Consider the following 19,064-nt stretch of genomic DNA (forward strand, 5'->3'; position numbering starts at 1 on the left):
TGAGTTATGACACTGCGCACGAGCAATCAACTGTTCGACGCTTACTTCACCGCTGACAGCATGGCCGAGGTGTTCTGCGACCAGGGACGCCTGCAGGGCATGCTCGATTTCGAAGCCGCGCTCGCCCGGGCGCAGGCCCGGGTCGGGTTGATCCCGCAGGCGTCCGTGGCGCCGATTGCCCAGGCCTGCCTGGCGTCGCTGTACGACGTGGACGCCCTCGGCGTGGCGATTGCCACGGCGGGGAATTCCGCGATTCCGCTGGTGAAGGCCCTGGGCAAGTTGATTGCCAGCGGGGATGCCGGGGCCGAACGTTATGTGCACCTGGGCGCGACCAGCCAGGACGTGATGGACACCGGGCTGGTGCTGCAACTGCGCCGGGCCCTGGGGTTGATCGAAACGGACCTGGCGCGTCTGGGCGACGTGCTGGCCGCCCAGGCCCAGCGTTATGCGACGACGCCGTTGGCCGGGCGTACCTGGTTACAGCACGCGACGCCGGTCACCCTGGGGATGAAGATTGCCGGTTGGCTGGGCGCGGTGACGCGCAGTCGCCAGCGTTTGAAAGAACTGCAACCGCGTTTGCTGGTGCTGCAATTCGGCGGCGCGTCCGGGACGTTGGCGGCACTCGGCGAACACGCCATGCCGGTGGCCGAGGCGCTGGCGGCAGAGTTGAAGCTGAGCTTGCCTGAACAACCCTGGCACACCCAACGGGATCGTCTGGTGGAGTTCGCCTCCGTCCTGGGCCTGATCGCCGGCAGCCTCGGCAAACTGGGCCGCGATATCAGCCTGCTGATGCAAACTGAAGCGGCCGAAGTGTTCGAGCCGTCGGCGCCCGGCAAGGGCGGTTCGTCGACCATGCCGCACAAACGCAACCCGGTGGGCGCGGCTGTGCTGATCAGCACCGCCACGCGCGTGCCCGGCCTGGTGGCGACGATGTTCAACGCCATGCCCCAGGAACATGAACGCAGCCTGGGCCTGTGGCACGCCGAATGGGAAACCTTGCCGGAGATTTGCCGCCTGGTGTCCGGGGCCTTGAAACAAGCGCTGCTGGTGAGCGAAGGGTTGGAAGTCGACCCCGGACGTATGGCCCACAACCTCGACCTGACCCAAGGCCTGGTGCTGGCCGAAGCCGTCAGCATCGTGCTGGCTCAACGCCTGGGCCGGGAAACCGCGCACCACCTGCTGGAGCAATGCTGCAAACGCGCCGTCGCAGAAGGGCGCCACTTGCGCGCGGTGCTGGCGGACGAACCGCAGGTCACCGCCGAGTTGTCCGCCCCTGAGTTGGACCGCCTGCTCGACCCGGCCCACTACCTGGGCCAGGCGCCCACCTGGGTCACTCGCGCTGTCACCGAACACTTTGCATTGACCGCCTAAGGAGAACGCTGTGGCTTTCGTACAACTCGCCGAGGGCGAACTGCATTACCAACTCGATGGCCCCGTGGACGCACCGGTGCTGGTGCTGTCCAACTCGCTGGGTACCGACCTGCATATGTGGGACATCCAGATCCCGGCGTTGACCGAGCATTTCCGGGTGTTGCGTTTCGACACCCGTGGCCACGGCAAATCCCTGGTGACCGAGGGACCGTACAGCATCGAGCAGTTGGGCCACGACGTGATCGCACTGCTGGATGCGCTGGATATTCAGCGTGCGCACTTTTGCGGGCTGTCCATGGGCGGCTTGATCGGCCAATGGCTGGGGATTAATGCCGGTGAGCGCCTGCAGCGCCTGGTGGTGTGCAACACCGCCGCCAAAATCGGCACGCCGGAGATCTGGAACCCACGGATCGAGATGGTCCAGCGTGATGGCGCGGCGGCCATGGTGGCCTTGCGCGATGCGTCGATTGCGCGTTGGTTCACCGCCGATTTTGCGGCAGCCAACCCGCACCAGGCCAAGCAGATCACCGACATGCTTGCCGCGACTTCGCCCCCAGGTTACGCGGCCAACTGCGCCGCCGTGCGTGATGCGGATTTCCGTGAGCAGTTGCCGAAGATCAAGGCACGCACCCTGGTGATTGCCGGCACTGAAGACGCCGTGACCCCACCGGCCGGTGGCCACTTTATCCAGCACCATGTGCAGGGCGCCGAGTACGCCGAGTTCTACGCGGCGCACCTGTCCAACGTACAGGCTGGCGCTGCATTCAGTGACCGGGTTATCAAATTCCTGCTGGCCCGCTGAGGCCGCTGTTGTGGCAACTGGCTCGTTGTGGCAAGTGGGCTTCCTGTGGCGAGCGGGCTTCCTGTGGTGAGCGGGCTTCTTGTGGTGAGCGGGCTTGCCCCGCGCTGGGGCGCGAAGCGGCCCCAAATCAGGCGCCACGGTCTGTCTGAAATAATTCGGCGTCCGTATTGGGGCTGCTTCGCAGCCCAGCGCGGGGCAAGCCCGCTCACCACAAGAAGCCCGCTCACCACAGGAGCCCGCTCGCCACAGGTCATCGAGTTGAAATTTTATTGAACCAGGAGTTTTTTGTGGACGAGAAACAACGTTACGCCGACGGCCTGCAGGTGCGCCGCGAAGTGCTGGGCGATGCCCATGTCGACCGCAGCCTCAATGCCTTGACCGAGTTCAACAGCGAGTTCCAGGACATGATCACCCGCCACGCCTGGGGTGACATCTGGACCCGCCCCGGGCTGCCTCGCCACACCCGCAGCCTGATCACCATCGCCATGCTGATCGGCATGAACCGCAGCGAAGAACTCAAGCTGCACCTGCGCGCCGCCGCCAGCAACGGCGTGACCCGTGCCGAGATCAAGGAAGTGCTGATGCAGAGCGCGATCTATTGCGGGATCCCGGCGGCGAATGCCACGTTTCACCTGGCGGAGTCTGTATGGGATGAGCTGGGTGTCGAGTCGCGCGAGTGATCAGTGGGAGTCGGCGTCCCACACCCAATTCCACACGCCCGGAAGATGCACGGCTTCATTCACGTCTTTGACCGTACGCGCCAGCGCCGCGCGTTGCAGGGCGGCCGTATCGGTGTAGAACGGTTCGGCAGCCGTCTTCATGCCATTGACTCGTGCGCTGTCCAGCAGGATCTGCAGGTATTCCTGCATATGCCGCGCGGTATAGCGGTTGATATCGTGGAAGGTCACCACCACCGGTATCACGCCGTCCACCGTCGGTAGCTCCCCCAGCGCGATGCGCTCGCGCACCACCGACAGTTGTCGATACAGGTTGGCGCGGCGCCTTGGGCTGCCATTGAAGCCCCAGATCTTGCCGTCATTGGCGCTCAGGTCGGTCAGCAGGACCTGCATGCCATGGCGCTGGTAGGCGGCGAAGGTGCGCCGGTCGTAGTTCCAGAACGGCGGGCGGACCAGCACGGGCGGCGCGCCGGTGATCGAGGCGATATCGCTCGCGCCCTGGCTGAGGGTGCGCTCCAGCTCGGCATCATTCAGCCAGCGGTGGTTGGTATGAAAGGTCGTGGCAGTGTGAAAAGCCAGCACATGCCCGCCGGCGTATTCACGCTCCATCGTCTTGCGCCCCCGCGAGCTGCCGCCGGAACGCGACGATTCGGTCTGCAGGAAGAACACCGCCTTGATCCCCGGCAGCACCGGGTTGTGCGCCAGGTCGGCGAGCACTGAACGGCTGGGGTTGTCGTAGCCCGAGGCGCTGGGGCCGTCATCGAAAGTCAGCAAAAAACGGATCGGCGCCTGGGCCTGCAGGCGTTGCTCGGTCTGCGCGGTCAGGGCGATGGGTGCGCCGATACAGCCGCTGAGGCTCAAGGCCAGGGCAAGCACGGCGGATGCGATGGCAAAGGATTTCATGGTGTGCACAGGCTCGGATAAGAGGCCGCTGCTGGGCGGATCAGCAGCGGCAGGCGCGCACCATACAGTAAGTGCGGCGCCGGATTACAGCAGACTTATCGGGTAACTGACGATCAACCGGTTTTCATCGAACTCATTGTTGCTGTAGTCGCGGCGCATGCTCGAATTGCGCCAGCGCACCGTGAGGTTCTTCACCACGCCGCTTTGCACGGTATAACCCAATTCGCTTTCGCGGCCCCACTCCTTGCCGTCGGTGACGGTGCCGGTGTGCACGTTGCTGCCGCTGATATAGCGGTTCATCAGGGTCAGGCCCGGTACGCCGAGGGCGGCGAAGTTGTAGTCGTGGCGCACCTGCCAGGATTTTTCCTCGGCGTTGTCGTAACTCGAGTTGTAGCTGTCGTTGGCCAGGGTGCCGCCGCTGGTGCCGTTGACGCGCATCCACGCGCTGTTGCCGGTGAGTTTTTGCAGGCCGACGTAGAAGGTGTTGCCGCCATACTTGGCCGAGAACAGGCCGGACCAGGTCTTGTTGTCCAGGTCGCCGGCGCGGGCGCTGCCGTCGTCCTTGCCGTAGAAGAACCCGAGGTTGGCGCCCAGGGTCCAGTCGCCCAGGGGCTGGCTGTGGATCAGGTTGACGAACTGCTGGCTGTAGATGTCCTTGAGCTGGGCGTTCCACACGCCGACCTGGGTGCGTTTGTCGTTGAAGGCGTACTCGCCGCCCTGGAAGTTGAAGCGGTCCGAGGTGAACGCGGTTTTGCCGACCATCGACATGTCCGACATGCTGCTGTCGTCGCGCGGGCTGTTGGCGCGGAACTGGCCGCCGTACAGGGTCAGGCCGTCGATTTCCTTCGAGGTGATCTGCCCGCCGCGCAGGGTTTGCGGCAGGGAGCGGCCATCGTCGGCACGCAGGATCGGCAGCACCGGCATCCATTCGCCGACCTTCACTTCGGTCTTGGAAATACGCGCCTTGAACGCCACGCCGAGACGCCCGAATTCATCCGCAGGGCGGCCATCGTGGTCCAGCGGCAACAACTGGGTGCCGCCGGTACCGCGCCCGCCATCGAGCTTCAACGAGTACAGCCCGAGCACATCCACACCGAAACCGACGGTGCCTTGGGTAAAGCCGGACTTGGCGTCGAGGATGAAACTCTGTGTCCACTCCTGCGCGCCACCCTGGGTTTTGGTGGGGTTGGTGAAATTGCGGTTGAAGAAGAAATTACGCAGGTTGAGGTTGGCGCTGGCGTCCTCCAGAAAACCGTGTTCTTCGGCGACGACGGGCAGGGCAAGACTGGCGATAGCGGTGGCCAGCAGGAGCCGGCGCGGGTGAAAAGTGCTCATGGTGGTGGACCTGTTGTTATTGGGTTTATGCAGGTGGCGGCCATGGTGCGGGGCGGTGCGGGGGCGGTTCAATCGGGGCAGGGCGGGTTGTGGGCGATGATCGAACGCAAGTTGCCGGGCGCTGAGGCCCGGCATTGGCGGGTTATCGTTTGGGCAGGTCGAAGTGGGTCCAGGGCACCGCCGGCAAATAATGCTGGGCGGCAATGATCAGCGCCACCATCACCACCAGGAACACCCCTTGCAGAGGGCTCCAGAAGGCCCAGTGCAGGCCGTTCAACCAGGGGTAGCCTTCGGCGAACTTCTGGCTCATATGACCGATGCGTTTTTTGTGCAGCAGGTTGATCAGCAGCGCGCCGGCATAGGTCAGCGCACCCAGTACACCAAGCATCAAACCGCAGGCCACCAGCATGATCGCCTGCGGTACGCCGTGGCGAATCACCAGCCAGTAGTCGTTGGGGTTGATTCGCTTGGGGATCAGGTACTGGCTCAGCCACACATCCAGCACCCGATAGGTTGAACTCATCCCGGCCCACATTTGGGTGACGCGAAAGCCAACGGCCGCCGGCACGAACGCCATCAGCATGAAAATGACCAGCGACATCCCGTCCATTCTGTCTGGCTTATCATGGGCGATGCTCAGGCCAAGCCCCAGGGCGAAGACGGCCCATAGCCGGATAAACACCTGGGTGTAGATCGGCCGGGGCACGAATTTGCGCCAAAAGAACAGGTCTGTTTGAGGCAGGCGCTCGACCAGTTGCGGATAGCGCCAGGTCAGTGTTTGCGCCAGGTGCTGGCAGGCGTTCCACTCGTTCTCGCCAAATCCATCGATCAGGCGTTTGTGTTGCGTGGCGGACATCGGCATCAGCAGCAGGCGTGCGGCCAGGGCATCGGCTGATGTGCGCCGCGTGTCCTGGGCCTTGTCCTGCAGGTTGGCGTAGAAGCTTTCCTGTTCGCAACGGGACACCAGTTCGCGCCACATCCACGCCGGTTCCGGGTAGACGCCTTTCTGGTCGTCCCAGCCGAATGCCTGGCACACCCGCTCGAACAGCGGCACGCTCCACTGGGTGTCATGCAGCAGGTGCAGGACGATGCGCTGCCACTGCTGTTGCAGGTCGAACACCCGCAGCCAGGGTTGGTCGTTGTACTGCGTGAGCTGGGTGATGAACTCGCGCTCGGCCTTTTGCTCCAGCAGTTCCTGCAGGGTGCGGCGGTAGTCTTGCAGCAGCTCGCCGGTCAGTGCTTCGTATTGCCAGGACGTCATCGCCACCTGCTGCCAGGGGGTCAGCCATTCCAGGTGTTGCGCGGCCCAAGCGGCGATGGCGCTGCGTTCGCCCGGTGCTTCGAAACAATGGCGCAACAGGCCGGCCTGGAACGCCTCGGTGCAGCCCTGTTGCCGAGCCTGGGCCCAGCGTTCATCGAGGTTACCCGCGGTCAGGCCGTCGAGCAGGGTCTGGGCCGGGTCCGGAGTGGGTGCGTCGAAGGGCGCCGGGCTGACGGGGCTGATGTCCAGCAGTTCGGCCAGGTCATTCAGGTTGGTGTAGACCGCTTCGGCCACGGGCGCCTGGACGGGTTCTGCCTCTTCGTTATCCGCTCGCCAGCGTGCTTCATTCAGCGCGTGTTCATAGGCCTCGCGCAGGCGCTGGAAGCCTTGGGCGTCGTCGTCCGGGCGGCAGCCTTTGAGCAAGCGCGCATAGCTGCGCTTGATGCTGCGCTCGTCGGCGTCCTCCGGCAGTTGCAGTACGGTCCAGCAATCCATCGGTGTGCCCTCAGCGCCAGAACCCGTTGTCGAGTTGCTCAAGTTGACGGCTCAGTTCGCTGCGCGCTTCGCGGATGCGGCGTTCGTCCTGGGTGTCGAGTACCTGCTGGAACTGCGCCGCCCAATGCCCGAGCTGTTCGCGCAGCTCGCCGAGGTTTTCCTGGTAGAGCCGTTCGAGGCGGGCGACGAGCACGGTATTGACCTGCTGGTCGCGGGGGTGGACCTTCAATTGCGCCAGGGCTTGCAGGCGTTGCTGGATCTCCTGCGGGTTGAGCACGCCGGGGTTGTTCTCGATCACCAGCGAATGCTGCTCGCCGGTCAGCGGGATATTCACCTGGGCTTCCAGCAGGCCGTTGTTGTCGTAGGTGAAACGCACGTCCAGGGAGACTTCACCGGCCTTGCGCTTGGGCACCGGAATATCCAGTTGGCCCAGCTCGATGTTGTCTTTGACCAGGCGGCTTTCGCCCTGATAAATCTTCAGCAGTACGTGGGCCTGGTCGTCGTGCAGGGTGACCACGCTTTTGACCCGGCTCACCGGCACGCTGCTGTTGCGTTCGATCAACGGCAGGTAATGGCCGCTTTCGATATGGCCGCCGTACTGGTTGGAGGTTTCGATCCCCAGGGTGTAGGGGCAGACGTCGGTCAGCACCACTTCTTCGAGGGCCGCGGAACGGGCCTTGAGGGCGGCCTGGATCGCCGCACCATGGGCGACCACCTGATCGGGATCGAGGCTGATGGAGGGAAAGCGCCCGAACAGGCCGGCGGCGAGTTTGCGCACCAGCGGCATGCGTGTGGTACCGCCCACCAGCAGGATTTCATCCAGGTCGCCGACCCGAATCCGCGCATCGCGCAGGGCGCGTTCGATCGGCGCGCGCAGGCGTTCCAGCAGCGGCGTGTAGAGCTTGGCCAGTTCCTGTTGGGTGATGGTTTTTGTCCATTGCTGGCCGTCGACGCGCAGGGCGAACTCGGCGCTGTCGTCCTGGCCCAAGGCTTTGCGTACGCGCTCGGCTTCGCGGCGCAGGGCTTGCAGCACCGTGCTGGTGGGCGGGAAACCCGTGGCGTTGCGTTGGCTGTCGACAAAGTGTTCGAGCAACAGGGTGTCGAAGTCTTCGCCGCCGAGAAAGTTGTCGCCGGCGCTGGCGCGTACTTCCATCACCCCGTCGAACAGCTCGATGATCGACACGTCGAAGGTGCCGCCGCCAAGGTCGAAGACCAGGAACGAGGTTTCTTTATCACGCTGGTGCAGGCCGTAGGCCAAGGCCGCGGCGGTCGGTTCGTTGATCAGTTTCTCAACGCTGAGCCCGGCCAGTTCACCGGCGATGCGCGTGGCCTTGCGTTGGCCGTCGCTGAAATAGGCGGGCACGCTGATCACCGCGTCGGTAACGGTTTGGCCGTAGGTGCGCTCGATGTCTTCCTTGAGGCTTTTGAGTACCAGCGCCGAGAGTTCTTCGGGGCGGAACGAGCGGTCGCCCAGGCGCACCTCGGTGGCGCTGCCCATGTAGCGCTTGAACAGCGAAGTCGTCAGGTGCGGGTGGGTGTGCAGGCGCTCCTTGGCGGCCTGGCCCACCAGGACACGGCCTTGGTCATCCAGCCCGACCACGCTGGGGGTCAGCAACTGGCCCAGGGCATTGGGCACCATTTCGGCGGCATCGCCGCGCCAGACGGCTGCGAGACTGTTAGTGGTCCCCAGGTCGATTCCTACGATCATTACGACAAGCTCCCTCTGTGGTCTGTAAGAATCTGTGACAGATTTTAACCTGAAAGGTTGAGCGCAAAGCAAGGCGGGAGCGCTTTGTGACGAGCGGGGCAAGCCCGCTCGCCACAAAGCGCTTGGCCAACCTGTCAGCCTTATGTTTAACCGCTTCTGCGTCTACTGTCAGGGTTGACAGTAGATGGCCCGTTTTTGAACGCCTATGTTCAAGGCGGTGGCAGTATTTTTCTGGTGCTCAAGGGAGAAGTGCTCATGAGCTTTGGAACAGACATAGGTGAGTTGTTAACGTCGTCGAATACGTTCAACGCGGACCTGATCTTTGGGAGTAACAAGAAGATCCCGATTACATTCGACACATTCGAGTTGATCTATATCGAGGGTGCTCAGTTTTCCATTTGTTTAGGGTTTGAAGACAATCCCGGTTCGAAAAATGAACTGACCCTTAAGGCTGAAGGGCTGAAAGCAGGCCAGACCTATCCGATCCGGCCGGAGGACCCTGGAGTCAGGGCGGCTTTTGCCTTGGGAAACCGCATCGAGTATTTCCCGGACGAATATTCGGGGTCCCTGACGGTTGACCTTCTTGAATACAAGGACGGCCGTATAGCGCTGAGCATGCAGTTTTCCATCTACTTCAAGCCAGATGGCAAGGGCGATATGGAAGTTGTCTGCCATGCCCTTCAAATCACCTGCGCGTTAGCAAACCACGGCGCAACGGGTAAGTTTGTCCCCAAGCACCGAGTGCAAGCGAAGGTTCCAGTTCTTTGTGAGATCAACGCCAGTGTCAATGGCAGTTATGACCCCATCGACCTGGGTAATGTATTTTTCGTGATCTACTCAGACTCGAGTTATTTTATTCAGTGCTTGCCCCGTGATGGAGGTGATCGTGCGGTCCTCGAGTTCGCAGGGAGAGAGCTGAAAACCTTTACTGATTACCCGATCACAGGGCCTGGGGGGCCGCCAAATAGTGTTGATACGCTTTTTATTATGCGGCCTGAATTCTCATACGGGTTTTCTGATCCGACGGGTACATTCCGCGTAAGGCGCACTGATCATCCAGACGAAGGGTTCTGGTTTATCGGTGAGTTTAATTTCTCAATCACTGCTCGTGGCTCGGACGGTCAAAACACCCAGTATGATATTTCGAGTTCTGTGTTCCAGGTTCAAGTCAGTGAATTGAGAACTTAACCTTGGCACCCAGCCTGTAAAATATCGCGGGCCATAAAAAACCGCCTCCTGATAAGGGAGGCGGTTTTTGTTTATTGCGGCGCTATCAGAACAACTTCAACGCCGGTGCTTCTTCTTTCAACGGCTCGTTCTTCGCGGTCTGCTCGTTCCAGCCACCACCGAGGGCCTTGTACAGGTTGACCTCGCTGGTCAGCTGCGCCAGGCGGTCGGTGATCAGCGATTGCTGGGCACTGAACAGTTGGCGCTGGGCGTCGAGGAAGGTCAGGTTGCTGTCGACACCGATGCGGTAGCGACGCTCGGCCAGGCGGTAGTAATCCTGGTTGGCCGCGACGAAGCCACGCTGGGCCTCCAACTGCTGCTTGTAGGTCTCACGCGCGGCGAGGCCGTCGGAGACTTCCTGGAAGCCGGTCTGGATCGCCTTCTCGTAGTTCGCCACGTTGATCTCTTTCTGGATCTTCGAATAGTCCAGGCTGGCGCGCAGGCTGCCGGCGTTGAAGATCGGGATGTTGATCTGCGGGGCGAACGACCAGGTGCCCGAACCGCCTTTGAAAAGGCCGCCCAGGGTAGGGCTGGCGGTACCGGCGCTGGCGGTCAGGCTGATGCTCGGGAAGAACGCTGCACGGGCCGCACCGATGTTGGCGTTGGCGGCCTTGAGGTTGTACTCGGCCTGCACGATGTCGGGACGACGTTGCAGCAGGTCGGAGGGCAAGCCGGCCGGTACGTCGCTGAGCAGGTCATCCGACAGCGGCTTGCTGGCGATATTCGCCGGCAGGCCGGTGCCCAGCAGCAGGGTCAGGTTGTTTTCGTCCTGGGCCACCTGGCGGGTGTAGCGTGCCAGTGCCACGCGGGCATTTTCCACCGAGGTGCGCGCCTGGCTGAGGTCGAGGGCCGACGCCACACCGACTTCATTGCTGCGCGAGGTCAGTTTGAAGCTCTGCTCGTACGCGCCGAGGGTGTCCTGGGTCAGCTTGAGCAGTTCCTTGTCGGCCTGCCAGGTCAGGTAGGCATTCGCCACGCTGGCCACCAGGCTGATCTGGGTGCTGCGCCGTGCTTCTTCAGTGGCGAAGTACTTTTGCAGCGCTTCTTCACTCAGGCTGCGCACACGACCGAACAGGTCCAGCTCATAAGAACTGATCCCGAGGCCGGCCGAGTACTGGCTGGTGATGGTCGATTCGCCGGTCTGCGACAGCTTGGCCGGGGTGCGCGAACGGCTGCCGCTGCCCGTGGCCGATACGGCCGGGAACAGGTCGGCACGCTGGATCTGGTACTGCGCCGCATACGCGTCGATGTTCAGCGCCGCGACACGCAGGTCACGGTTGTTCACCAGCGCGGTCTGGATCAGCTGTTGCAGGGCAGGGTCATGGAAAAACTGCTTCCAGCCCTGCTCGGCAGCGGCCTGGCCCGGCGCCTGGGCCGACGAATACGCCGGCCCCTGTGGGAACTGAGCTGCCACCGGCGCTTCAGGGCGCTGGTAGTCAGGGATCAGCGAGCAGCCACTGAGCACGAATGCGGTGACGGCTAAGGAAAGTAGCGACTTGCTCATTGGCCAGCCTCTTGAGGAGTTTGCTTAGGTTCAGTCTTGTTACGTTCGCCCATGGCGGACACGCTCGCGAAGAACAGGGGGACCCAGAAGATCGCCAGCACCGTGGCCGTGATCATACCGCCAATGACACCGGTACCGATTGCGTGCTGGCTGCCTGAGCCGGCACCCGAGGAGATCGCCAGCGGCAACACGCCGAGGACGAACGCCATGGAGGTCATGATGATCGGCCGCAGGCGCATCCGCGAGGCCTCGATGGCCGCCTCGACGATGCCTTTGCCTTGCTCGTGGAGTTCCTTGGCGAACTCCACGATCAGGATGGCGTTCTTCGCCGCCAGGCCCACCGTCACCAGCAAGCCCACCTGGAAGAACACGTCGTTGGACAAGCCGCGCATGCTGGTGGCGATCAACGCACCCACCACGCCCAGTGGAACCACCAGGATCACTGCGATCGGGATCGACCAGCTTTCGTACAGCGCCGCGAGGCACAGGAACACCACCAGCAGCGACAGCGCATACAGTGCCGGCGCCTGGGAGCCGGACAGGCGTTCTTCATACGACAGGCCCGTCCAGGCGTAGCCCACGCCCGCCGGCAGTTGCTTGGCGATGCGTTCGACTTCGGCCATGGCGTCACCGGTACTGTAGCCCGGTGCCGGGGTACCGAGGATTTCCATCGCCGCTACACCGTTATAACGCGAGAGCTTCGGCGAGCCGTAGATCCACTTGCCCGAGGCGATGGCCGACAACGGCACCATCTTCCCGGAGTCGCTGCGCACGTACCATTTGTTCAGGTCTTCCGGGGACATCCGGCTGGCGGCTTCACCTTGCACGTAAACCTTCTTCACCCGACCACGGTCGATGAAGTCGTTGACGTAGCTGCCACCCAAGGCAATCGCCAGGGTCTGGTTGATGTTGGACAGCGTGATGCCCTGGGCACTGGCCTTCTCGTCGTCGACGGTGAGCTCGTATTGCGGCTCATCGTTCACGCCGTTGGGGCGCACACCGGCCAGGATCTTGCTCTGGGCAGCCATGCCCAGGAACTGGTTACGCGCCGCCATCAGCTTTTCATGGCCGACACCGCCCTGGTCTTGCAGGAACACGTCGAAACCGGTGGCGTTACCGAGTTCCAGTACAGACGGCGGCACAATGGCAAACACCATGGCGTCCTGGAAGGTCTGCATGAAGTAACCCTGGGCACGCTTGGCAATCTCGAACACCGAGGTGGACGAGTCGCGCTCATCCCACGGCTTGAGCATCACGAAGGCCAGGCCCGAACTCTGGCCACGACCGGCGAAGTTGAAGCCGTTCACGGTAAACACCGATTTCACGCCTTTGCCTTCGCCCGGCTCGCCTTCCTTGTCATTGAGCAGGTAGGCGCGCATGTCGTCGATGACTTTTTGCGTGCGTTCAGCCGACGAACCTACCGGGGTCTGCACCTGGGCAAAGATCACACCCTGGTCTTCATCGGGCAGGAACGCAGCCGGGATGCGCATGAACAGCCAGATCATGCCGGCGATGATCAGGGCGTACACCAGGAAGGCCGGGATCTTGTGCTTGATCATGTTACCCACGCCGCGCTCGTAGCTCAGTACGCCACGGTCGAAGGTGCGGTTGAACCAGCCGAAGAAACCACGCTTGGGTTGGCCGTGTTTTTCCGGGTCGATCGGCTTGAGCATGGTGGCGCACAGGGCCGGGGTGAAGATCAGGGCAACCAGTACCGACAACGCCATGGCCGAAACGATGGTGATGGAGAACTGTTTGTAGATCACACCGGTGGAGCCGCCGAAGAATGCCATCGGCAACAGTACCGCCGACAGTACCAGGGCAATACCCACCAGGGCGCCCTGGATCTGGCCCATGGACTTGACCGTCGCCTCTTTCGGCGACAAATGCTCCTCGGCCATTACCCGCTCGACGTTTTCCACCACGACGATGGCGTCGTCCACCAGCAGGCCGATGGCGAGGATCATGCCGAACATGGTCAATGTGTTGATGGTGAAACCGAACGCCGCGAGGATCCCGAAGGTACCCAGCAATACCACCGGTACGGTCATGGTGGTGATGATGGTGGCGCGGAAGTTCTGCAGGAACAGGAACATCACCAGGAACACCAGCACGATCGCTTCGATCAGGGTGTGCACTACACCGGAGATCGATTCGGTCACGACCGGGGTGGTGTCATACGGCACCACCGCCTTCATGCCAGGCGGGAAGAACGGTTCCAGGGACGCCACGGTGGCACGGATGGCCTTGGCGGTGTCCAGGGCGTTGGCGCCCGACGCGAGCTTGATCGCCATACCGGAAGCCGGGTTGCCGTTGAACTGCGCGCTGATGCTGTAGTTCTGGCCGCCGAGTTCGATACGCGCCACGTCACGCAGGCGAACCTGGGAACCGTCGGCATTGACCTTCATGAGGATATTGCCGAACTGCTCAGCCGTCTGCAGGCGGGTCTTGCCGATGATGGTGGCGTTCAGCTGGTTGCCGGGCAGGGCAGGCAGGCCGCCCAATTGACCGGTGGCCACCTGGACGTTCTGTGCCGAGATGGCCGTGCTGACATCCACCGGCGTGAGCTGGAAGTTGTTCAGCTTGGCCGGGTCCAGCCAGATACGCATGGCGTACTGCGAACCGAACACCTGGAAGTCACCCACACCTGCGGTCCGGGAAATCGGGTCCTGGATGTTGGAAACGATGTAGTTGGACAAGTCATCCTTGGTCATGCTGCCGTCTTCCGACACCAGGCCGATCACCATCAGGAAGTTCTTCACCGACTTGGTTACGCGGATACCCTGTTGCTGCACTTCCTGCGGCAGCAATGGGGTCGCCAGGTTCAGCTTGTTCTGCACCTGCACCTGGGCGATGTCCGGGTTGGTACCCTGGTTGAACGTCGCGGTGATGGTCATGCTGCCGTCGGAGTTACTGTCCGAGGCCACATAACGCAGGTTGTCGATACCGTTGAGCTGCTGCTCGATGACCTGCACCACGGTGTCCTGCACGGTTTGTGCGGACGCGCCTGGGTAGGTTACCTGGATGTCGATGGCGGTTGGCGCGATGGCCGGGTATTGGTTGATGGGCAACTTCAGGATCGACAGTGCCCCGACCAGCATGATCACCAGGGCAATTACCCAGGCGAAAATGGGACGGTCGATAAAAAATTTCGACATGGATTACTCCCCCTGGCCAGGCGCGGCAGCAGGAGCAGCGGCGGAACCGGCGGGCTTGGCGTTGTCAGCCTCCTTGACCTTTACCTCCACACCCGGCTTGACGTACTGCAGGCCTTCGGTGATCACGCGGTCACCGGCGTTCAGGCCTTTCTCCACCAGCCAATAGGCGCCGGCGGTGCGGTTGGCCACCAGTACACGCTGCTCGACCTTGTTGTCGGCGTTGACCACCAGCGCTGTCGGGATGCCCTTGAGGTCGCGGGTCACGCCTTGCTGCGGCGCGAGGATCGCCTTGCTGTTCACGCCGGCTTGCAGCTGGGCGTGTACGAACATGCCCGGCAGCAGGGTGTGGTCAGGGTTGGGGAACACGGCGCGCAGGGTCACGGAGCCGGTGGTCTGATCGACCGAGACTTCGGAGAATTCCAGTTTGCCGTCATGACCGTAGTCGCTGCCGTCTTCCAGGGTCAGCTTGACCTTGGCGGCGTTGGCGCCGGCTTTTTCCAGTTGGCCGCTTTCCAGGTCGCGGCGCAGTTTCAGCATTTCAGCCGAAGACTGCGTGACGTCGACGTAGATCGGGTCCAGTTGCTGGATTACCGCCATGGCATCGGTCTGGCCATTGCTGACCAGCGCGCCTTCGGTCACCGAAGAACGACCGATACGCCCGGAGATCGGCGCGAACACCTTGGTGTAGCGCACGTTGATCTGGGCGGTTTGCACGTTTGCTTCCGCAGTCATGCGGTTGGCCACGGCGGTGTCGTATTCCTGGCGGCTGACGGCTTGCTCATCGACCAACTGCTTGTAGCGGTCGGAGATGGACTTGGTCTGGGTCAGGCTGGCTTGTGCGCTTTTCAGCGTGGCTTCATAGACCGACGGATCGATCTGATAGAGCTGCTGGCCTTCCTTCACATCCGCGCCTTCCTTGAACAGGCGCTTGAGGATGATGCCGTTGACCTGTGGGCGAACTTCCGCGATGCGGTAGGCGGTGGTGCGGCCTGGCAGCTCGGACGTCAGGGTATAGGCTTGCGGTTGAATGGTGACCACGCCGACCTGAGGGACTTGAGCGGGCGGAGCCGCTTCTTCCTTTTTACATCCGCTGAGCAGCGATGCCAGGGCGACGGCAGTGACCAGAGCGGTAACAGCTGGCTTAAGTTGCATGAAGATCCTCGGGTCAGGCGCGCAGGGTGCGCACAAGAAGTGTGGAAGGGTAAAAAACACGCTGTGAGTAGATAAGTAGCTTGCTACGCAATATACTTACGTTCATGGTTGTTTGTAAACTCTTGACAGGCTGCGCGGATTGTTGACAAAGCAAGCCAAAAGCCTCGATTCCACTACGTTCGGCGCCCATGACGGTGTCGTCCCACAAATATTCGGATGATCGTTAACGTCTATTAACACTGCGTTAGCGATAGTCTTATGTGTCCTGATTGAGGTTGTACTGCCATGGTTCGTCGCACTAAAGAGGAAGCTCAGGAAACGCGCAGCCAAATTCTCGAAGCCGCCGAGCAAGCCTTTTATGAACGCGGCGTTGCACGGACTACGCTGGCGGATATCGCTGCGCTGGCCGGTGTCACGCGGGGCGCCATTTATTGGCACTTCAGTAATAAATCCGATCTGTTGCAGGCCCTGCTGGACACGCTGCATGAGCCACTGGACGAATTGGCCAGGGCCAGTGAAAGCGAGGACGAAGTCGATCCGTTGGGGTGCATGCGCAAGCTGCTGATTCATTTGTTTCATCAGGTGGCCCTGGACCCGAAAACCCGGCGCATCAATGAGATTTTGTTTCATAAGTGCGAATTCACCGATGAAATGTGCGACATGCGCCGTCAGCGCCAGACCCACAGCCTGGAATGCAACCTGCGCATCGGCCTGACACTGCGTAACGCGGTCCATCGCGGGCAACTTCCGGAAAACCTCGACACCACCCGTGGCGCAGTGTGCATCCATGCCTACATCAACGGGCTGATTGGCCAGTGGCTGCTGGTACCCGACAGCTTCCAGCTACATCAGGAGGCCGAACGCTGGGTGGATGCAGGGCTCGATATGCTGCGCCTGAGCCCCAGCCTGCGCAATTGAGACAAAATGCGTAATTGCATCAGGTTGTGTCAACAGTAAAGCCTAAGGACCGTCAATCGTCCTTCTGCCTGATAGGTGGGGTGACTTTATATACGGGCTGGCGGGCGGTTGATACATAGCCGCCTAAGTATTTTGTAGGGATTTTGTTGCAAGGCTGTTAAGGAGTGTTTCCCAGGGCAACAATGTGGGAGGGGGCTTGCCCCCGATGGCAGTGGTTCAGTCAACACATACAGTGACTGAGGCACCGCCATCGGGGGCAAGCCCCCTCCCTCATTTGGTTTCGCGTGTCGGGTGATTACAGTGGCAGCGTCGGGTAATCGATGTAGCCCACCGGGCCCTGGCCGTAGAAGGTTTCCGGATGCGCTTCGTTCAACGGCGCATCGGCTTTCAGGCGTGCTGGCAGGTCCGGGTTGGCAATGAACGGCACACCCCAGGCCACGGCGTCCGCTTTGCCTTCGGCCAGCCAGGCATTGGCACTGTCCTTGGTGAAACGTTCGTTGGCGATGTACACGCCGCCAAAGGCTTTTTTTAACTGAGGACCGAGGCTGTCCGCACCTGCCTTTTCACGGGAGCAGATGAAGGCGATACCACGCTTGCCCAGCTCGCTGGCGACGTAGGTGAAGGTCTCCTTCAGGTTGTCGTCGCCCATGTCGTGGGCATCGGCGCGCGGTGCCAAATGCACACCCACACGGCCAGGGCCCCAGACCTCGATGGCCGCATCGGTCACTTCCAACAGCAGGCGTGCACGGTTTTCCAGGGACCCACCATAGTTATCGGTGCGCTTATTGGTGCTGCTTTGCAGGAACTGGTCGAGCAGGTAGCCGTTGGCGCCGTGGATCTCCACGCCATCAAAGCCTGCGGCCTTGGCGTTCTCGGCGCCGGTGCGGTAAGCGTCGACGATGTCGGCGATTTCAGCGGTTTCCAGAGCACGCGGCGTTGGGTAGTCGGCCAATGGGCGCACCAGGCTGACGTGACCTTTAGCCTGGATCGCGCTCGGCGCCACCGGGGTTTCGCCGTTCAGGTAGGACGCGTGGGAAATGCGGCCGACGTGCCACAGTTGCAGGAAGATCTTGCCCCCTGCGCCATGCACGGCCTTGGTGATATTGGCCCAGCCGCGCACCTGGTCGTTGGACCAGATGCCCGGCGTGTCCGGGTAGCCCACGCCCAGCGGTGTCACCGAAGTGGCTTCGCTGAGGATCAGCCCGGCGGAAGCACGTTGCACGTAGTACTCGGCCATCAGCGCGTTGGGTACGCGGCCGGCATCGGCGCGGCAGCGGGTCAGCGGCGCCATGATGATGCGGTTCGACAGCTCCAGGTCGCCCAGTTTGATCGGATCGAAAATAGTCGTCATGGGAAAACACCCTTCTCTTTGAAGTTGATCAGTGGGTCGCAGGGGCCAGGTCGGCATCGCCGCCCTGACGGAAAGTAATCAGGGTCACCAGCAGCGCCAGGATCGCCAGGGCCGCTGCCGCCAGAGGCACGCTGCTCAGGCCGAAACCGTGGGCAATCACGCTGCCGCCCACCCAGGCGCCGAGGGCATTGCCGATGTTGAAGGCACCGATGTTCAGGGTGGACACCAGGTTCGGTGCGGCCTTGCCGAAGGTCACCACGTTGATCTGCAGCGCAGGTACGGCGGCAAATGAAGCGGTGGCCCAGAGGAACAGGGTGATCTCGGTCGGGATCACGGCGACGCTGGTCCAGGTCAGCGCGGTGGACACCACCGCCATACTGATAAACACGCCGATCAGGGTGGCTGCCAGGCGTTTGTCCGCCAGCTTGCCGCCGATGATATTGCCCACGGTGAGGCCCAGGCCGATCAGCAGCAGGGTCCAGGTCACGCCTTTGGGCGACACGCCGGTGACATCGCCGAGCAGCGGCGCAACATAGGTGAAGAGGGTGAACATGGATGCGGCGAACAGCGCGGTCATGCTCAGCGACAACCAGATGCCGGCACCCTTGAGGGCGGCCAGTTCGGCGCGCATGTCGAGTTTTTCTTCGTCACGCTTGGCCGGCAGGAAGCGGATCAGGCCGATCAACGCCACTACGCCAATCACCGTCACTGCCCAGAAGGTCGAGCGCCAGCCGGCTTCCTGGCCCAGCGCGGTGCCCAGTGGCACACCAAGCACGTTGGCCAGGGTCAAGCCGGTGAACATCAGGGCCACGGCCGAAGCGCGCTTGTTGGCCGGCACCAGGTTGGCGGCGACCACCGAACCGATGCCGAAGAACGCACCGTGGCATAGCGCGGTGATCACACGGGCAACCATCAGCACGTTGTAGTCACTGGCCAGGGCGCAGAGCAGGTTGCCGATAATGAAGATGCCCATCAACGCTACCAGGGCCGCCTTGCGGGGCAACCTGGCGGTGGCCAGTGCCATAAATGGCGCACCAATGGCCACGCCCAGGGCATAGCCGGTGACCAGCCAGCCGGCGCCGGGAATCGACACGCCGAGGTCCGCCGCCACATCAGGCAGCAGGCCCATGATCACGAACTCGGTAGTGCCGATGGCGAAGGCGCTCAGGGCCAGGATGAGTAGCGAGAGGGGCATTATCGTT

14 protein-coding genes are annotated in these 19,064 nt (G+C 62.1%); 5 read left to right on the forward strand and 9 right to left on the reverse strand.

The genetic code is table 11. The features are described 5' to 3' along the window. Positions 1-6 precede the first annotated feature (6 nt). From B9N88_RS08630 to pcaC, 3 genes are all read left to right on the forward strand, one after another. Positions 7-1,371, forward strand: coding sequence for a 3-carboxy-cis,cis-muconate cycloisomerase (locus B9N88_RS08630; protein ID WP_027604402.1), 1,365 nt, complete (start codon positions 7-9; stop codon positions 1,369-1,371). 10 nt (positions 1,372-1,381) lie between these two features. Beyond that, positions 1,382-2,173: a 3-oxoadipate enol-lactonase gene (gene pcaD, locus B9N88_RS08635; RefSeq protein ID WP_027604401.1), complete on the forward strand. Its 792-nt coding sequence runs from the start codon at positions 1,382-1,384 to the stop codon at positions 2,171-2,173. 287 nt (positions 2,174-2,460) lie between these two features. Further along, positions 2,461-2,853: a 4-carboxymuconolactone decarboxylase gene (pcaC, locus tag B9N88_RS08640; protein WP_027604400.1), complete on the forward strand. Its 393-nt coding sequence runs from the start codon at positions 2,461-2,463 to the stop codon at positions 2,851-2,853. Here the strand turns inward: pcaC and B9N88_RS08645 are convergent, their stop codons facing one another. From B9N88_RS08645 to B9N88_RS08665, 4 genes are all read right to left on the reverse strand, one after another. After that, a complete protein-coding gene (locus B9N88_RS08645) occupies positions 2,854-3,753 on the reverse strand; it encodes a polysaccharide deacetylase family protein (RefSeq protein ID WP_027604399.1) in 900 nt (299 codons plus the stop codon). A gap of 84 nt (positions 3,754-3,837) precedes the next feature. Next, positions 3,838-5,088 carry an OprD family porin gene (locus tag B9N88_RS08650; RefSeq protein ID WP_027604398.1) on the reverse strand — a complete coding sequence of 417 codons (1,251 nt, stop codon included), beginning with the start codon at positions 5,086-5,088 and terminating at the stop codon, positions 3,838-3,840. A 142-nt stretch (positions 5,089-5,230) separates the two neighbouring features. Beyond that, positions 5,231-6,844: a J domain-containing protein gene (locus B9N88_RS08660; protein WP_027604397.1), complete on the reverse strand. Its 1,614-nt coding sequence runs from the start codon at positions 6,842-6,844 to the stop codon at positions 5,231-5,233. 10 nt (positions 6,845-6,854) lie between these two features. Further along, positions 6,855-8,552 carry a molecular chaperone HscC gene (locus B9N88_RS08665; protein ID WP_027604396.1) on the reverse strand — a complete coding sequence of 566 codons (1,698 nt, stop codon included), beginning with the start codon at positions 8,550-8,552 and terminating at the stop codon, positions 6,855-6,857. 195 nt (positions 8,553-8,747) lie between these two features. On the opposite strand from B9N88_RS08665, the gene B9N88_RS08670 reads away from it, so the two are divergent. After that, on the forward strand, positions 8,748-9,740 hold the full coding sequence (locus B9N88_RS08670; RefSeq protein ID WP_139202106.1) for a hypothetical protein: 993 nt from the start codon (positions 8,748-8,750) through the stop codon (positions 9,738-9,740). A gap of 85 nt (positions 9,741-9,825) precedes the next feature. Here the strand turns inward: B9N88_RS08670 and adeC are convergent, their stop codons facing one another. From adeC to B9N88_RS08685, 3 genes are read right to left on the reverse strand one after another with little or no spacing between them, the layout of a single operon-like run. Further along, complete coding sequence (gene adeC / locus B9N88_RS08675) at positions 9,826-11,283, reverse strand: AdeC/AdeK/OprM family multidrug efflux complex outer membrane factor (RefSeq protein ID WP_027604394.1); 1,458 nt, start codon at positions 11,281-11,283, stop codon at positions 9,826-9,828. Continuing rightward, positions 11,280-14,441: an efflux RND transporter permease subunit gene (locus B9N88_RS08680; RefSeq protein ID WP_027604393.1), complete on the reverse strand. Its 3,162-nt coding sequence runs from the start codon at positions 14,439-14,441 to the stop codon at positions 11,280-11,282. The genes adeC and B9N88_RS08680 overlap by 4 nt, the downstream gene beginning before the upstream one ends. A 3-nt stretch (positions 14,442-14,444) precedes the next feature. After that, on the reverse strand, positions 14,445-15,593 hold the full coding sequence (locus B9N88_RS08685; protein WP_027604392.1) for an efflux RND transporter periplasmic adaptor subunit: 1,149 nt from the start codon (positions 15,591-15,593) through the stop codon (positions 14,445-14,447). Positions 15,594-15,878: 285 nt separating this feature from the next. On the opposite strand from B9N88_RS08685, the gene B9N88_RS08690 reads away from it, so the two are divergent. Beyond that, positions 15,879-16,511, forward strand: a complete 633-nt coding sequence (locus B9N88_RS08690) for a TetR family transcriptional regulator (RefSeq protein WP_027604391.1) — start codon at positions 15,879-15,881, stop codon at positions 16,509-16,511. 295 nt (positions 16,512-16,806) lie between these two features. On the opposite strand, the gene B9N88_RS08695 is transcribed toward B9N88_RS08690, so the two are convergent. Further along, positions 16,807-17,862, reverse strand: coding sequence for an alkene reductase (locus B9N88_RS08695; RefSeq protein WP_027604390.1), 1,056 nt, complete (start codon positions 17,860-17,862; stop codon positions 16,807-16,809). A 28-nt stretch (positions 17,863-17,890) separates the two neighbouring features. Next, positions 17,891-19,057, reverse strand: a complete 1,167-nt coding sequence (locus B9N88_RS08700; protein ID WP_027604389.1) for an MFS transporter — start codon at positions 19,055-19,057, stop codon at positions 17,891-17,893. Between the last annotated feature and the right edge of the window lie 7 nt (positions 19,058-19,064).

The sequence above is a fragment of the Pseudomonas sp. LAMO17WK12:I1 genome (assembly GCF_900177315.1).
GTDB classification, from domain to species: domain Bacteria; phylum Pseudomonadota; class Gammaproteobacteria; order Pseudomonadales; family Pseudomonadaceae; genus Aquipseudomonas; species Aquipseudomonas marginalis.

Coding starts and splice junctions, on each gene's coding strand:
- adeC (WP_027604394.1), bottom strand. CDS start 11,283: ATGAGCAAGTCGCTACTTTCCTTAGCCGTCACCGCATTCGTGCTCAGT.
- B9N88_RS08680 (WP_027604393.1), bottom strand. CDS start 14,441: ATGTCGAAATTTTTTATCGACCGTCCCATTTTCGCCTGGGTAATTGCC.
- B9N88_RS08685 (WP_027604392.1), bottom strand. CDS start 15,593: ATGCAACTTAAGCCAGCTGTTACCGCTCTGGTCACTGCCGTCGCCCTG.
- B9N88_RS08665 (WP_027604396.1), bottom strand. CDS start 8,552: ATGATCGTAGGAATCGACCTGGGGACCACTAACAGTCTCGCAGCCGTC.
- B9N88_RS08690 (WP_027604391.1), top strand. CDS start 15,879: ATGGTTCGTCGCACTAAAGAGGAAGCTCAGGAAACGCGCAGCCAAATT.
- B9N88_RS08645 (WP_027604399.1), bottom strand. CDS start 3,753: ATGAAATCCTTTGCCATCGCATCCGCCGTGCTTGCCCTGGCCTTGAGC.
- B9N88_RS08700 (WP_027604389.1), bottom strand. CDS start 19,057: ATGCCCCTCTCGCTACTCATCCTGGCCCTGAGCGCCTTCGCCATCGGC.
- B9N88_RS08660 (WP_027604397.1), bottom strand. CDS start 6,844: ATGGATTGCTGGACCGTACTGCAACTGCCGGAGGACGCCGACGAGCGC.
- B9N88_RS08630 (WP_027604402.1), top strand. CDS start 7: ATGACACTGCGCACGAGCAATCAACTGTTCGACGCTTACTTCACCGCT.
- B9N88_RS08695 (WP_027604390.1), bottom strand. CDS start 17,862: ATGACGACTATTTTCGATCCGATCAAACTGGGCGACCTGGAGCTGTCG.
- B9N88_RS08650 (WP_027604398.1), bottom strand. CDS start 5,088: ATGAGCACTTTTCACCCGCGCCGGCTCCTGCTGGCCACCGCTATCGCC.